Source organism: Ensifer sp. NPDC090286 (genome assembly GCF_044769565.1).
Classification (GTDB): domain Bacteria; phylum Pseudomonadota; class Alphaproteobacteria; order Rhizobiales; family Rhizobiaceae; genus Ensifer.
Window position 1 is genome coordinate 485,864 of the sequence record NZ_JBIVYF010000004.1, and the last position, 14,902, is coordinate 500,765.

Sequence of the window (14,902 nt, forward strand, 5' to 3'; positions counted from 1 at the left end):
AAGATCATGAGGCCGAAGTTGCCCTCCCACCGCGCCGGAAGCTGTTCGCTGGGAGGAAAGCGAATGCATAACCCCGATACGACTGATCCTGTCGAAAAAACCTACCCAATCCCGAGTTTAATGGCCCTTGGCCTGCAGCATGTTCTCGTCATGTATGCCGGAGCGGTCGCCGTGCCGCTGATCGTCGGCAGCGCACTTCAACTACCCAAGGAACAGATCGCTATGCTCGTCAGCGCGGATCTCTTCTGTTGTGGCATCGTCACCCTCATCCAGGCGCTCGGCATCTGGAACATCGGCATTCGCCTGCCGATCATGATGGGGATTTCGTTCACCGCCGTACCCTCGATCATCGCCACGGGTACCAATCCCGATCTCGGCATGCCGGGCGTTATCGGCGCTGTCATCGGCTCCGGGGTGTTCACCATCCTGGTCGCCCCGTTCTTCGGCCGCTGGGTGCGGTTCTTTCCGCCTGTTGTCACCGGCACGGTGATGCTGGTCATCGGCCTCTCGCTGATGCGCGTTGGGGTAAACTGGGCGGCGGGTGGCCAGCCGATGATCAAGGGGCCAGACGGCATGATCCCGAACCCTGCCTACGGCGCACCCTTCGCGCTCGCCGTGGCCGCGATCGTGCTCATGTCGATCCTGCTTCTCACCCGCGTTCTCAAGGGCTTCATGGCCAATCTTGCGGTCCTGATCGGGATCGGGATCGGCTTTCTGGTTGCGATCACCGCCGGCAAAGTGGATTTCCACGGTGTTGCCGAGGCCGATTGGGTGCGCATCATTCACCCGCTCGCCTTCGGCTGGCCGATCTTCGAGTTCTGGTCGATCCTGTCGCTCTGTGCGGTCATGACGGTCATGATGATCGAATCGACCGGCCAGTTCCTGGCTGTCGGCGACATGGCCGGACGCAAGATCACCGAGGCCGAACTCACCCGGGGTTTAAGAACCGACGGCGTCGGCAACATCATCGGCGGCCTGCTCAACACCTTCACCTACACGACCTACGCGCAGAACGTCGGGCTGCTGCAGATCACCGGCGTGCTCAGCCGCTTCGTGGTGGCAGCGGGCGGCGCCATCCTGGTCCTGCTCGGCTCGCTGCCGAAGGTTGCCTTCGTCAGCGCATCGATCCCGAGCTATGTCGTCGGCGGTGCCGCCATCGTCATGTTCGGCATGGTGTCGGCGACGGGCGTGAAGATCCTGTCGAAGGTCGATTTTGTGGCGAACAGGCGCAACCTCTACATCGTCGCCGTCAGTGTCGGCCTCGCCATGGTGCCGGTCGTCGCAGAGAACATCTTCGACCAGCTGCCGGCAGCGCTCGAGAAGTTCCTGCATAGCGGCGTGCTCGTCGGCACCTTCGCGGCGGCACTTCTCAACATCCTCTTCAACGGTGTCCCCGCCCGGGAGCCGGTGGAGGCGGAACTCGCCGAAGGTGCGCCTGCCGCCGACCCGGCCTGAAGGCTCACATCATTAGTCCGGCGGCGCGTCTGAGCCGCCGGAGCCCCAAACCCCATGAGGAAACCATGAGACGCTTCGATTATCATCGGGCGGAAACGCTGGAGCATGCCTCCCGTCTTCTCACCGAACTCGGTGATGATACGTTTCTGTTCAACGGTGGCACCGATCTTCTGGTCGAGATCCGCGAGCGGCTGCGCCGTGTGCGCAACGTCGTCGACATCAAACAGATCCCCGGCCTTTCCGACATCACCTATGACGAGACGCGCGGGCTCACCTTCGGGGCACTGGTGACGGTGGGACGCCTGGAGCGTCTGCCGCTGGTCTGCCAGCGCTATCCGAACTTGAGAGCCGCCTTCGCCTCGCTCGGTTCCATCCAAGTGCGCAACCGGGCGACCGTGGTCGGCAATATCTGTCGCGCCTCGCCGTCGGCCGACACCATTCCGCCGCTGGTTGCCGACGGCGCCTTCGTTCACATCTACAGCCGCACCAACATGCGCGTCGTGCCGATCGCCGAGTTCTTCACCGGACCCGGCAGAACGGTCCTTGCCAAGGGGGAGATCGTCACCGGTATCACCGTGCCACCGGCGGGCGACACGACAGGCAAGGCCTACATCAAGCACGGTCGCCGCAAGGCGATGGAGCTTTCTACCGTCGGCGTCGCCGTCAGCCTCTTGATGGAAGAGGGCGTCTGCAGCGACATCCGCATCGCACTCGGTGCGGTCGGCGCGACCGTGCTGCGCGCGCCGCAGGTCGAAGCCATGCTGCGCGGAACCTCGCTCGACGTAGCGACGGTCAGAAGTGCCGCGAGCAAGGCGATGGAGGAGTGCACGCCGATCAGCAACGTGCGCGCCAGCGCCGATTACCGCCGCGACATGGTCGGTGTGCTGACCGGCCGCGCCATCAAACAGGCATTGGAGAGCTTCGCATGAAACGCATGGTCGAATTCACCGTGAATGGCGAAGCGCGAGAAATGGCGGTCGATACCTGTCGCTCCCTGCTCGATGCGCTACGCGACGATGTCGGTCTCACCGGTACCAAGAAGGGCTGCGACGTTGGCGACTGCGGCGCCTGCACCGTGCTGATCGACGGCGAGCCCGTCAATGCCTGCCTGGTGCTGGCCGTGGAGGTCGAAGGCCGCTTGGTCGAGACAGTCGAGGGCTTGCAGCCGAGCGTCGATACGCTCCATCCGCTGCAGGACGCCTTCATGCGGCACGGCGCCTCGCAGTGCGGCTTCTGCACGCCTGGCATCCTGATGATGGCCAAGAAGCTGCTCGACGACAATCCGCGCCCAACCGACGAGGACATCCGCTTCGGGCTCTCGGGCAACATCTGCCGCTGCACCGGCTACACCAAGATATTCGATGCGATCAGATCCGCCGCGCGCGAGATGGAGGCAGCAAGATCATGAACATGACCACTCCCATCGAGCAGCGCGAGTTCAAGATCGTCGGCAAGAGCGTCAGGCGCGACGACGTGCTTGAGAAGGTGACGGGCGAGGCGCAGTATACCGGCGACATCAAGCTCCCCGGCATGCTGCACGGCAAGATCAAGCGTGCGGCGATCGCCCATGCGCGCATCAAGTCGATCGACGTCAGCAAGGCGCTCGCCTACCCCGGCGTCAAGGCGGTGCTGACACACGAGACCGTGCCGCGCGTGCTGCACTATGGCTCGCCGCATCCCCGTTCGGCCTCCTGCACCAAGGACCAGTACATTCTCGACGACAAGGTGCGGTTCTGGGGCGAGGGCGTCGCCGCCGTCGCCGCGATCAGCGAGGAGATCGCCGACGAGGCGCTCGACCTGATCGAGGTGGAATACGAACCTTTGCCGGCCGTCTTTGAACCGGAGGACGCCGCCCAGCCCGGCGCGCCGCTGATCCATGAGGTCGGGCCGGGCGGCAATCTGGTGCTCGACCCGGTTCGCGTCAATCGCGGCGACGTCGACAAGGGCTTTGCCGAGGCGGACTTCGTGCTCGAGGGCACTTTCGCAGGCGGGCGGCCGCATCCGGCCTATATGGAGCCGAACGTCTGCGTCGCCGACTGGGACGGCTCCAACAAGCTAACCTTCTGGACCTCGACCCAGACCTCCTTCATGGTGCGCGGCATCCTTGCCGAAGTGCTCGGCCTGCCACTCACCAAGGTGCGCGTGCTCGTCGATCATATGGGCGGCGGCTTCGGCGCCAAGCAGGACCTTTTCCAGCACGAGTTTCTCTGCGCGCTGCTGGCGAAAGAAACCCGCCGGCCGGTGAAGATGGAATTCACCCGCCATGAGACCTTCGTCGCCGGTCGTTCGCGTCACCCCTGCAAGATCTGGCTGAAGCAGGGCTTCAAGAACGACGGCACGCTCGTCGCCCGCGACATGAAGCTGGTCTATGATTCAGGCGCCTACGGTTCCCATGGCCCGGGCGTGACCATCGTCGGCACGACCGCCGCCACCTCGCTCTATCGCTGTGAGAACGTGCGGCTGGAGGGTCGCTGCGTCTACACCAACACCCCGATTAACGGCGCCTTCCGCGGCTACGGGGTTGTGCAAAGCTACTACGCGCTTGACATCCAGATGGACGAAGCCGCCGAACGGCTCGGCATGGACCCGGCCGAGCTGAAGCTGAAGAACGTGGTGCGGGCCGGCGACATCGCGCCGTCAGGCCACCCGATCATCGGTCACGGGCTTGAGATTTGCCTTCAGCACGGCATCGACGTGCTCGACTGGAAGGCGCTTCGGAACCGCGACCGGACGCAGGATCCGAAGCGTCCGCATATCCGCAAGGGGTGGGGCATCGGCTGCGAGATGCACGGCTCGTCTGCCTATCCCGGCATCAAGGAGCAGGGGAATGCCACGGTAAAGGTGAACGAGGACGGCACGGTGACGCTGTTGACCGGTGCTGCCGGCCTTGGCACCGGAGCACATACGGCGCTGGCGCAGATCGTTGCCGAAGAGCTCGGCGTGCGCTTCGAGGATGTCGGCGTCATCCATGGCGATACGGACGTCGTGCCATGGGACATCGGCGCCTTCGCCAGCCACACGACCTATCTGGTCGGCACGGCCGCCAAAATGGCAGCCGGCAAGGTCCGCGCCGACGTGCTCGCCAGGGCGGCGATGAAACTGCAGGTCTCACCGGAAGAGATCGACCTCTCCGAAGGCAGCGTCTTCCTCATTGCCGAGCCCGATCGCTCTATGACGGTGTCGGAGGCCATGGGGCCCTCGCGCGGCATCCCTGCCGCCAACATCGTCGCCAACGGCACCTATGAGCCGACGAAATCCTACTCCTTCGCCGCGCATTTCACCGAGGTGGACGTCGACACCGAAACGGGCATCGTCGAGGTCAAGCGCGTCGTGCCGGTGCACGACGTCGGTCGCGTCATCCATCCGATCGCGGCGCAGGGCCAGATCGAGGGCGGCATCCAGCAGGGCATCGGCCACACGCTGACCGAAGACTACGTCATCGACAAGAAGACCGGGCGTTCGCTCAATGCGGGCCTCGTCGACTACAAGATGCCGCTCTCGATGGACATGCCCGACATAGAGACGATCATCCTTGAGGCAGCACCCGACCCGGGTGGGCCCTGGGGCGCCAAGGGTGTGGGCGAAGATCCGATCATCGCCATCGGCCCCTCCATCGCCAACGCCATCCACGACGCCATCGGCGTCCGGTTCCACCACTATCCGATCACGCCGGAAGACATCCTGAAAGCCTTGAGGGAGAAGGGCGCATGAACATGCATATCGAGCCTGCGAGCCAGCAGAAACTCCCGATCACGATCCTCACCGGGTTTCTTGGATCCGGAAAGACGACGCTGCTCAACTACATTCTCACCGAGCGTCACGGTCACCGCATCGCGGTGATCGAGAACGAATACGGCGAGGTGGACGTCGACAGCGACCTGGTGCTCGCCTCGGACGAAGAAATCTTCCAGATGCAGAACGGCTGCATTTGCTGCTTCGTCGACGTGCGCAACGATCTGATCGACGTGATGAAGAAACTCCTGAGCCACAAGGACAAGTTCGACCACATCATCGTCGAGACCTCGGGGCTAGCCGACCCGACGCCGGTCGCCACCGCCTTCTTCGTCGACCGCAGTGTCGCCGACGAAGTGGAACTCGATGCGGTCGTGACGCTGGTGGACGCGATGCATATCGACCAGCACCTCTATGATCCGGTGCTCGACGGCAGCGACAACCAGGCGGTCAACCAGATCGTCGCTGCCGACCGCATCCTCGTCAACAAGATCGACCTTGCAGAGGAGGAAGCGCTCGGCTCGCTGGAAAGCTCGTTGCGCAGGCTCAACCAGACAGCTCCCATCCTCCGCTCCAGCTACGGCAAGGTGGACCTTTCCAACATCCTCGGGGTCAAAGGCTTCCGTCCGTCCTATGTGAGGGAGCGGGCGGAAATCCTCGACATCGACATGGATGACGATCACGACGCCGATCATCATCACCATGATTGCAAGGAGCCATGTTGCGACCATGCCCATCACGACCATGGGCACCACCACCATCATGACCATGGACGTGCGCCCGCGCCCGCCCTTCGGCCGCACCAGCACGATGCGACGGTGAAGTCGCACTCGTTCGTCTATCCCGAAGCCTTCGACGGCGAGAGGCTCGCGGGCTTCCTGAAGGACTATCTCGGTGCGCACGGGGGCGACATTTTTCGCACGAAGGGCATCGTTTCCGTTGCCGGCGACGACCGCTTCTTCGTGCTTCAGGCCGTGCACAAGCTCGTCGATTTCCGTCCGGACCATGCCTGGGGCGAAGACAAGCGGAAGTCGAAGTTCGTGTTCATCGGCCGCAATCTCGACCGCGAAAGTATCGACAGAAACTTGCGTGCATGCCTGGTGCCTTAGCAGCGAGTCTCCAACGCCGGACGGCGCTTGCGTAAGCATTTCTGTCTGAGCCGCCCGCGCTCCTCCAGCGCGGGCGGTTGCTGCTGTTTTCTTAAAAAATATATTTAAAAACAATAACTTAGATATATTTTCGTGTTGACAGAAATCGCGCGAAGTGGTTCCCTTGAAGGCGAGTAGAAGCACCGACAATTGCTCACCGTCTGTTGGAAGATGAGGCTGCGATGTCGATGCTGATTACAAAAGGAACGCCCGGTTGCCCCGCCCTGGGAGCTTACGCGCCGGCCCGTTTTCTCCGTCTTCGGCATTTCCTGAGATCGCGGATCCACGACCGGCTTCGGCCGGCATGGCGTTCATCGCGCGGCCCCGCATCGACCGGACCCTCTACGACAGGAGAAACCTATGATTATTGACCTGAGCTGCTATCCCACCGACCTGGTGGACCTGGCTTGGCGACACGACGGACCGCCGTTCACCGGCGACAAGCTGCTGAAGATGATGGATGGCCCATACTATGTGAACGGCAAGCCGCGCCGGATCGACAAGGCCTTCATCCAGCCGCCGCAAGGCAACACGATCTACACGCATGAAGTGATGGATCTCGAAGGCAAGGCCGCCATCCGCCAGTACATGGCCTACACGGAAAAGATGGTGACCGAGCATCCCGACCGGTTCCTCGGCTGCTTCGTCTACAACCCGCGCTACGGCACCCAGAATGGCGCCGAAGAAATCGAACGCTATGCCAAGGAGTTCGATTTCAAGATGGTGCAGCTGCAGGCGAACATGCACGCCTACCGCCCGGACCGCGCGCTCGACTGGCTGCGACCGGCACTGAAGAAGTGCGCGGATCTCGGCCTGATGGTGAAGGTGCATACCGGCGACGGTCCGTACTCGATCCCGACGGAGTTCTACCCGATCATCCGCGAGTTCCCGGAGGTCAACTTCATCCTGGCGCATTTCGGCGTTCAGACCGGCGGCGTCTATGTGTTCGAGCCTATGCAGATGGCGCTCGACACGCCGAGTGTCTACGTGGAATCCGGCTGGTGCCTGCAGTCGCGCATCGTCGAATTCGCCAAGGTGCTGCCCAAGCACAAGATCCTCTTCGGCTCCGACACGCCGCCGAACGAGCCGGGCATGTGGATCAACCTCCTGGAAGTCCTCTGCCACGAGCCGCCGCAGGGCCTGAACCTCGATGAGGATACGCTCGAAGATTACCTCGGCAACAACGTCGCCCGCATGATTGGCCTTGAGACAACCAAGCCCCCGGCCACCGTCGAGGAAGCCGAGGCGTATCTGCGCCAGCACGGCGTCGCCCTTGCCGCGTAAACTTGAACGGAGTGAACAATGATCATCGATACCCATCTTCACCCGACCAACCTCGTCGACGAGGCGTGGCGTCACACGGGCGAGCCCTTCACCGGCGAGCGCATGCTCAAGCTGATGGACGGTCCCTACATGATCAACGGCAAACCGCGCCGGATCGACATGGGCTTCATCCAGCCGCCGCCGGGCAACACCGGATACCGCGACGGCAACCGCAAGGGTCGCGACGGCATTCGCGACTACATGGCCTATTGCGCCGAGCTTTGCCAGAAATACCCGGACCGCTTTATCGGCAACTTCAACTACAACCCGCGCTGGGGACCTGAAAACGGCGCGGCGGAGCTCGAATTCCACGTCAAGGAATACGGCTTCAAGATGCTGAAGCTGCACGCGAACATGCACGGCTACCGGCCCGACCGCGCGCTCGACTGGCTGCGTCCGGCGATGAAGAAATGCGCCGAACTCGGCGTCGTGGTGCTCATCCATACCGGCGACGGCCCGTACACCATCCCGACGATGTTCTACCCGATCATCCGCGAGTTCCCGATGGTCAACTTCATCATCGGTCACTTCGGCATCCAGACCGGCGGCAACTACTCGTTCGAGTCCTTCTGGATGGCGATGGACACCCCGAACGTCTACTGCGAGTCCGGCTGGTGCTTCCAGTCGCGTATCGTGGAGTTCGCCCAGCAGTTGCCGAAGAACAAGATCGTCTTCGGCACGGACAGCCCGCCGAACGATCCGGGCATGTGGCTGCGCGAGCTCGAAGTGCTCTGCAAGGATCCGCCGCACGGCATCAACCTCTCCGAGGACGATCTGGAAGGCTATCTCGGCAACAACATCGCCAAGCTCGTCGGCATCGATCCGTCGCCGCCGCCGCGTGACCTGAGGGACGCTCAGGCGCGTCTGAAGGATAGCTACGCCGGTGTCGACCGGGCCACGGGCAAGCACAGGGAATTTGCCTGATCGAAGAAAACGGCGCCCAACCGGGCGCCGTCACCCTCCCGTCGCGCCGAGGCTAAGATATGACCCAGTACCACAAGCAAGATGTCCGCAGCTTCCTCGCCGACTACAGCGCGGAGCACCCTGAAGATGTCATCACCATCGACCAGCCGGTGTCGGACGATCAGGATGCAACGGCGCTGATCTGGAACTTGGCCGAGCGGGGCCGGCACCCGATGCTGCATCTGAAGAACGTTGCCGGCATCGGTAGCGAAGTGCTTTGCAACATCTTTGCGTCTCGCGACCGTATCGCCCGTCTTCTCGGTTCGACCGCCGACAGGTTGCACGAGGCCTACCAGGGGCGCGCCAACCGGCCGTTCACGCCGGAGGTCCTGAAAGAAGGCCCGATAACGCAGGAGGTCGTCTCGGGCGATGCCGTCGATCTCGACGCGCTGCCGATGCTCAAGCACTTCGACACGGACCGGGCGAAATACATCACCAGCGGCATCATCATCGGCGAGCATCCGGAAACCGGTGCCGGCAATCTCAGCTACCACCGTGCGATGATCCATTCGAAGAATTCGCTTGCGACCTCGCTGCATTCGCGCGGCCATCTCTGGCGGCTGATGAACATGGCGAAGGAGAAGGGCCGGCCGATGCCGGTCGCGATGGTCATCGGCGGCCATCCGCTGTTCATGATCGCAGCCTCTGCTCGGCTCGCCTTCGGCGAAGACGAGCGCGATGTCGCCGGCGGGCTGATGGGTGAACCGCTTCAGGTCGTGCGCACCCCGAAATACGGAATTCGCGTTCCCGCCCATGCCGAGATCGTGCTCGAAGGTGTGCTGGATCCCGAGGCGCATGTGGAGGAAGGGCCCTTCGGCGAGTTTACCGGCTACTCCTCCGATCGCTCGACCAACAACCTCTTCACCGTCGAAACCGTGATGCGGCGGCGCGACGCCATTCTCGTCAGCGTGGCGGGCGGCAATTCGGCCGAACATTTGAACCTCGGCCGTGTGCCGCGCGAAGCGGAGGTGGTGGAGAAACTGAAGGCGCGCTTTCCCTCGATCACAGCCGTGCACTACCCCTCGTCAGGCACGCATTTTCACGCCTACATCGCCATGAACCAGACGCGTGAGGGAGAGGCGCGGCAGGTCATGCTCGGTCTTCTCGGCTGGGACCAGTACCTGAAGACCGTGGTCGTGGTGGACGCGGATGTCGATATTACCCGCGACAGCGAGGTGCTCTGGGCGCTCGCCACCCATTTCCAGCCGCACAAGGATGTCGTCATCATCGAGGGCCTGCCGGGCAATGCGCTCGATCCGTCCGCCAGCGGCATCGGCACGACCTCGCGCATGGGGCTCGACGCGACGCGCGGCCCGAATTTCCATGGCGTGCGCGCCCGTATCAGCGACGAGGCATGCGCACGCGCTGCGGCACTCCTCAAAAGCGCGGGATAGGGCGATGACGCATCCAAGACGCATGATCGTCGGCATTTCGGGCGCGTCGGGCGTGGTCTACGGCAAGCGCATCCTCGAACTTTTGCGCGATCTCGAGATCGAGACCCATCTGATCATGTCGCGTGCCGCCTGCATCACGCTTGCGGCCGAAGCGACGTTTTCCAGGCAGGACCTCGAAGCGCTGGCGACGACCACCCATTCCAACAAGGATATCGGCGCCGTCTGTTCCTCCGGCTCCTACAAGACGCTCGGCATGATCGTCGCCCCCTGTTCGGTCAAGACGCTGGCCGAGATCGCCACGGGCACGACGGACAACCTCATTTCCCGCGCGGCCGACGTGGTGCTGAAGGAACGCCGTCGCCTCGTCCTGATGCTCAGAGAGACGCCGCTTCATCTCGGCCATATCCGCAACATGGCGCAGGTGACCGAAATGGGCGGCATCATCTATCCGCCTGTCCCGGCCTTTTATGCGAAACCCCAGAGCATCGAAGACATGGTCGACCACACCGTCGGCCGCGTGCTTGATCTCTTTGATCTCGACCCGGGTATCGTGCGCCGCTGGCGGGGAACGCAGGGAGTGGAGTGAGATGACGATCCACATAGCCGCCGATCCGGAAACGCTTGCGCCAGAACCGCGCGCGGCCTTCCTGTCCGACGATGCGATCGAGATATTGTCCTTTGCTGCTCGATCGCTCGAAGAGGGCCAGCCGACGGCCCTCATCACGCTCGTCGACATTCGTGGCGGTGCGGCGCGCGCCCTTGGCGCGCAAATGGTCGTGCGCGGCGATGGTCTCTATTGCGGTTTCGTCTCCGGCGGTTGCACCGAAGCGGCCGTCGCCGCAGACGCAATGTCTGCCCTGAACAAGGGCATGGATCGTCTTCTTCGACTTGGCGAGGGGTCCCCGTTTTTCGATATTGTCCTGCCCTGTGGCGGCGGCATTACGCTTGCGATCCATGTATTGGAGGACGCAGCCGTCTTGAGCCAGGCGCTATCCGCGCTTCAACGTCGCTCGCCGGTGGGACTGCGCTATCACCCTGGCAGGCGCACACTTTCATTGCAGCGCGGTGAGGAGGCAAGCGGTTGGTATGGCGATTGCTTTGTGCGCGCCTACCGACCAAGGCCGCGGGTCGTGATCGCCGGCACGCCGCTGGAGATCGACACGGTGGCGCGCATTGCAGTTGCGGCCGGTTACGAGACAGTCACGCTCGGGCGCGGCCAGATACCGTCGCCAGACGAACTCGACGCCGATACCGCTGTCGCGCTGCTTTTCCACGACGTGGATCGCGAGTTGCCGCTGCTCAACGCAGCGCTGGCGTCGCATGCGTTCTACATCGGCGCCCTTGGCAGCCGCCGGACCCATGCGAAACGCTGCCAGCTGCTGCGTGATGGCGGGGGAGACGAGCGTCTGCTTTATCGCATCAAGGCGCCGATCGGCCTTTTCGACAAGGCAAGGGATGCACGTTCACTCGCAGTATCGGTCGTGGCCGATATCGCACATGCGCGCCTCCGGCTCGATTGAATGTAGCTCTCGCAATCCGACGATAAAGGCGCTCAATCCAGCGTCTATCGCCTACGGTGCCTGTTGCCACGCCGATTGCTTGCATTGGCGCCCGGAGCCCTTGATGAGCGGTATTGGACACGACTGGCTTGATGGTTTTGGAAGCGAGGCCAGAAAACATACGTCCGCGCTTTCGTCATGTTTCAAACGCACGCCGAGGCAATGCTTCTCCACGCCTTGTGCCAATGAAACCGCATGATACATCGGCGGGAACGGCTTAGCCGCGTTCTCCGCCGCTATGTCCATCTGGGCGGGGCAGACGAACACTCCACCCACGCGCTCGAGACGAATGCAATGGCGTCGATGGTGCCGCTCGGCTCGGGCGCAGCACCATCGACGGTCATCTGGCGTCAGAACTGCTTTCCCGCCCTCACTTTGCCGCCAACGGCTTTTTTCGCCGTCACCTTCGATGTCGAAGAGCAGATCGGCCGAAAGCATCCAGAGGTCGGCCGTTTCAAGCGAGAGGCCGGCCGTGATCAAAAACACGCAGCACAAAAAAATCCGGGCTGTAATTCTGGTCGCAAGGCCGCGCGGTTCTATTTGATCATGCGGGTGCTGAAATGGCCTGAAGACCACCGCTGATCGTATGAGACCGAGCTGACGGTTCGCTGCCGCTCGAATATGGAGGTCCCCTTGCCGTTGTTCATTGTGCATCATCACCGCTCGCACGAAGCCTTCCTGGCGCGTGATGCGGTCAAAGGCGCGACGCTCCTGAACCATTTGAGCCGGCCAAACGCTGCTCGCCACGGTGTGTTGATCAAGGGGGAAGCGGTCGCGCAGGGCTCACATTTGCTGGTGCTCATTGCCGAGGCAGCGGATGAAGCGATCCTTCAGGCTTTCTTGGTACCCCTCCGTGAAGCCGGGGATGTCGATGTGATGCCAGCGGTAACGTTCGCCGCGATGGTGTCGAGCGGTGGATGCGCGGAACATCCAGTGGATGTCTCGGCAGATACACTTGATCTCGCAGACGCCTGCCAGGATGCAGCCGAAGCCGGTCTTCTCATCCACAGCGTCAATCCGTTGAATGGCGAGACCTCGGTGCCGGACCTTGCAGGCGGTGCCGTGATGCCAAACGGTCGGTTCTACCTGCGCAATCATTTCGACATTCCGGCCCTTGGCGGTGACACCTACCGGCTTTCGATCGGCGGACTGGTCGAAAGGCCGTTGGCACTGAGCATGAGGGAGCTTCACAATCTTCATGCCGAAACCCGGGTGGTGACGCTTGAATGCGCTGGCAACGGCCGCAGCCTCTTCGATCCGGTCGTGCCCGGCGAAGCCTGGGGGCTAGGCGCCGTCAGCACCGCCGAGTGGACCGGTGTTCGTCTGATGGACGTGCTTGAGCGAGCGGGATTGCGAGCCGGCGCGAGCGAGCTCACCTTTCGCGGCGCCGACAGCGGGGTCGTTGACGGGCATGATGCGCCCGTCCGTTTTGAACGCGGCCTCAGCCTGGAGCAGGTTCGGGAAACGGATGCGATTCTTGCCTATGACATGAACGGCGAACCGCTGTCGCCGCTTCATGGCTATCCGTTGCGGCTGATTGTGCCCGGCTGGTATGCGGTGGCGTCCGTCAAGTGGCTGACCGAGATTAGCGTTACCGACCAAGCCTGCGATGCGTACTACCAGGCGGAGAAGTACTGGTACGAGTGGACGCGAAATGGGCACGATGAACGCGCGCAGGTGAAACTGATGAACGTGCGAGCGTTGATATCGTCGCCTGGAGAGGGGGAGAGCCTTTCGCGCGGCGACACCGCGATCCGTGGGGTCGCGTGGTCGGGCACTGGGGCCATTTCCAGGGTCGATGTCAGCCTAAACGGCGGCCCGTGGCGCGAGGCGCGGCTCGTTGGCGAACGACGACACTCTGCCTGGCAATGGTGGGAGTTGATCACTCGACTTGAGGAGATCGGTCCACTCACCGTGCGCGCACGCGCCACCGACATGACAGGCCGCACGCAACCCGAGCGCGCCGAGTGGAACCGTCTCGGCTACGGCAATAACTCGATCCACTCCGTCGCAGCGCGGGTGCTCTGAGGAACGGGTTTGTCCGCAATCGAAAAATACGAGAGAATGCAACTTTTAGTCGAAAATGGACTGAATGTCGATTGCTGCTGGCGACGCAGGCGATGTGCAGCCCCAGCCTGGGCTCCCCGGATCGGCACAGGACAGTACGGGTCACTCCGCTCCGAACGAACTGGACCGAACGCCCGGCAGATGAAAGCTCTGCTGGAAATAGGAACGAAGCGCCGTCATGGCCGGCGTGAACTCCGCGCCTCGGCGCCAGGCAAGCCCGACATCCATCGCCGGAACTGCGTCGCGCACGTCGATCGTTTCGATACGGCGCCCTTCCAGTGACCAGGGACGGTGAACCATGTCGGAGAGGATCGCCACGCCCTGGCTGTTGGCTACCAGAGACCGAACCGCCTCGACCGACGAGGTCCGAAGGATGACGCGCGGTTGATAGGTCGATGCGCTCCAGTATTTGAGCGAGGTATGAGCGGCCTCGTCGACCGTCAGCATGATATAGGGTTCCTGCGCGATCTCGCGAAAGCCGACATTGTCGCGCGCAAGCAGCGGATGCTGGGCGGGAACCCAGAGGCGCCGCGTCGAACTCATGAGTTTTTCGGTTTGAAGCGCGGGATTGAGGATATTGGAGGTGAGCAGGACGGCCATATCGTAGCGGTTCGTCAGCAACCCCTCCTCGATCGACTCACGATTGAGTTCGTACAACTGGACCTCGAGCTTCGGGAATAGCCGCCGAAGCCGCTCTATATGTTGCGGCAGGAAGTAGCCGATCACCGTATAGGTGGCGGCTATAGCCAGCGTACCCTCCACCGAACTGCTCACCACGTTGAGATGCGTTGCCTCATCGACCTTCTTCAAGATCTCGTAGGCATGCGAGAGAAACTGACGGCCTGCCATGGTCAGATCCATGCCGCTCGGCGTGCGCAGGAAGAGGCTGGCGCCCACGATGCGCTCCAACTCCTTGATCGCGGTGGTAATCGCCGACTGCGAAATGGAGAGATCGACGGCAGCCTGCGAGATCTGCCCGAGTTCGGCGGTGGCGACGAAATAGCGAAGCTGGCGAAGGCTGATCGACATCGACTTCTCTTCTGATTTTTCGATAGCGCAGGCTGGAAAATCAGAAAGCCTGCTCGCTCCTTGTGCAGATACTTGACCGCGTTTCGTGCAGATCCGCGTAAATGGCCGTATTAACGGTATTTTCTCATAGGCGATCTTGCAACTGCGAATTCTGAAAAGCAGATATGGGGCATATGAAAATAGAATTTTTCAAATGCAATAAATGCTCATAGCGTTTCCCTATTGAAGGTTT

Annotated in this window: 13 protein-coding genes; 12 read left to right on the forward strand and 1 reads right to left on the reverse strand. The window is 62.3% G+C overall.

Features of this window, described 5'->3' with window-relative positions:
• Positions 1–63 precede the first annotated feature (63 nt).
• The 12 genes from ACIQUG_RS22910 to ACIQUG_RS22965 all read left to right on the forward strand — a co-directional run bounded on the left by ACIQUG_RS22910 (position 64) and on the right by ACIQUG_RS22965 (position 13,602).
• On the forward strand, positions 64–1,455 hold the full coding sequence (locus ACIQUG_RS22910; RefSeq protein ID WP_205239879.1) for a nucleobase:cation symporter-2 family protein: 1,392 nt from the start codon (positions 64–66) through the stop codon (positions 1,453–1,455).
• Positions 1,456–1,520: 65 nt separating this feature from the next.
• The gene (locus tag ACIQUG_RS22915) at positions 1,521–2,384 is read left to right on the forward strand and encodes an FAD binding domain-containing protein (RefSeq protein WP_402324296.1); all 864 of its coding nucleotides are present in this window, start codon (positions 1,521–1,523) and stop codon (positions 2,382–2,384) included.
• Entirely contained in the window at positions 2,381–2,863 is a 483-nt protein-coding gene (locus tag ACIQUG_RS22920) for a (2Fe-2S)-binding protein (RefSeq protein ID WP_402324298.1), read from the forward strand. Before ACIQUG_RS22915 ends, ACIQUG_RS22920 begins: the two co-directional genes overlap by 4 nt.
• A complete protein-coding gene (locus ACIQUG_RS22925) occupies positions 2,860–5,166 on the forward strand; it encodes a xanthine dehydrogenase family protein molybdopterin-binding subunit (RefSeq protein ID WP_402324300.1) in 2,307 nt (768 codons plus the stop codon). The genes ACIQUG_RS22920 and ACIQUG_RS22925 overlap by 4 nt, the downstream gene beginning before the upstream one ends.
• A gap of 2 nt (positions 5,167–5,168) precedes the next feature.
• The gene (locus ACIQUG_RS22930; RefSeq protein ID WP_402324642.1) at positions 5,169–6,296 is read left to right on the forward strand and encodes a CobW family GTP-binding protein; all 1,128 of its coding nucleotides are present in this window, start codon (positions 5,169–5,171) and stop codon (positions 6,294–6,296) included.
• A gap of 399 nt (positions 6,297–6,695) precedes the next feature.
• Positions 6,696–7,619 carry an amidohydrolase family protein gene (locus ACIQUG_RS22935; RefSeq protein ID WP_402324301.1) on the forward strand — a complete coding sequence of 308 codons (924 nt, stop codon included), beginning with the start codon at positions 6,696–6,698 and terminating at the stop codon, positions 7,617–7,619.
• 18 nt (positions 7,620–7,637) lie between these two features.
• Positions 7,638–8,582 (forward strand): amidohydrolase family protein, encoded by a 945-nt coding sequence (locus ACIQUG_RS22940; RefSeq protein ID WP_402324302.1) that lies wholly within the window; start codon positions 7,638–7,640, stop codon positions 8,580–8,582.
• A gap of 59 nt (positions 8,583–8,641) precedes the next feature.
• On the forward strand, positions 8,642–10,015 hold the full coding sequence (locus ACIQUG_RS22945) for a UbiD family decarboxylase (protein ID WP_402324304.1): 1,374 nt from the start codon (positions 8,642–8,644) through the stop codon (positions 10,013–10,015).
• 4 nt (positions 10,016–10,019) lie between these two features.
• A complete protein-coding gene (locus tag ACIQUG_RS22950) occupies positions 10,020–10,601 on the forward strand; it encodes a UbiX family flavin prenyltransferase (RefSeq protein ID WP_402324306.1) in 582 nt (193 codons plus the stop codon).
• 1 nt (position 10,602) lies between these two features.
• Positions 10,603–11,535, forward strand: a complete 933-nt coding sequence (locus tag ACIQUG_RS22955) for an XdhC family protein (RefSeq protein ID WP_402324307.1) — start codon at positions 10,603–10,605, stop codon at positions 11,533–11,535.
• Between the two features lie 333 nt (positions 11,536–11,868).
• Positions 11,869–12,156 (forward strand): hypothetical protein, encoded by a 288-nt coding sequence (locus ACIQUG_RS22960; RefSeq protein ID WP_402324308.1) that lies wholly within the window; start codon positions 11,869–11,871, stop codon positions 12,154–12,156.
• 51 nt (positions 12,157–12,207) lie between these two features.
• Positions 12,208–13,602, forward strand: a complete 1,395-nt coding sequence (locus ACIQUG_RS22965) for a sulfite oxidase (protein WP_402324310.1) — start codon at positions 12,208–12,210, stop codon at positions 13,600–13,602.
• A 141-nt stretch (positions 13,603–13,743) separates the two neighbouring features.
• Here the strand turns inward: ACIQUG_RS22965 and ACIQUG_RS22970 are convergent, their stop codons facing one another.
• Positions 13,744–14,670, reverse strand: a complete 927-nt coding sequence (locus ACIQUG_RS22970) for a LysR family transcriptional regulator (RefSeq protein WP_043621689.1) — start codon at positions 14,668–14,670, stop codon at positions 13,744–13,746.
• Positions 14,671–14,902: the final 232 nt, after the last annotated feature.

What these genes read in the sequence shown, in the direction of transcription:
- ACIQUG_RS22910 (WP_205239879.1), top strand. Translation starts at nt 64, where the DNA reads ATGCATAACCCCGATACGACTGATCCTGTCGAAAAAACCTACCCAATC.
- ACIQUG_RS22915 (WP_402324296.1), top strand. Translation starts at nt 1,521, where the DNA reads ATGAGACGCTTCGATTATCATCGGGCGGAAACGCTGGAGCATGCCTCC.
- ACIQUG_RS22920 (WP_402324298.1), top strand. Translation starts at nt 2,381, where the DNA reads ATGAAACGCATGGTCGAATTCACCGTGAATGGCGAAGCGCGAGAAATG.
- ACIQUG_RS22925 (WP_402324300.1), top strand. Translation starts at nt 2,860, where the DNA reads ATGAACATGACCACTCCCATCGAGCAGCGCGAGTTCAAGATCGTCGGC.
- ACIQUG_RS22930 (WP_402324642.1), top strand. Translation starts at nt 5,169, where the DNA reads ATGCATATCGAGCCTGCGAGCCAGCAGAAACTCCCGATCACGATCCTC.
- ACIQUG_RS22935 (WP_402324301.1), top strand. Translation starts at nt 6,696, where the DNA reads ATGATTATTGACCTGAGCTGCTATCCCACCGACCTGGTGGACCTGGCT.
- ACIQUG_RS22940 (WP_402324302.1), top strand. Translation starts at nt 7,638, where the DNA reads ATGATCATCGATACCCATCTTCACCCGACCAACCTCGTCGACGAGGCG.
- ACIQUG_RS22945 (WP_402324304.1), top strand. Translation starts at nt 8,642, where the DNA reads ATGACCCAGTACCACAAGCAAGATGTCCGCAGCTTCCTCGCCGACTAC.
- ACIQUG_RS22950 (WP_402324306.1), top strand. Translation starts at nt 10,020, where the DNA reads ATGACGCATCCAAGACGCATGATCGTCGGCATTTCGGGCGCGTCGGGC.
- ACIQUG_RS22955 (WP_402324307.1), top strand. Translation starts at nt 10,603, where the DNA reads ATGACGATCCACATAGCCGCCGATCCGGAAACGCTTGCGCCAGAACCG.
- ACIQUG_RS22960 (WP_402324308.1), top strand. Translation starts at nt 11,869, where the DNA reads ATGGCGTCGATGGTGCCGCTCGGCTCGGGCGCAGCACCATCGACGGTC.
- ACIQUG_RS22970 (WP_043621689.1), bottom strand. Translation starts at nt 14,670, where the DNA reads ATGTCGATCAGCCTTCGCCAGCTTCGCTATTTCGTCGCCACCGCCGAA.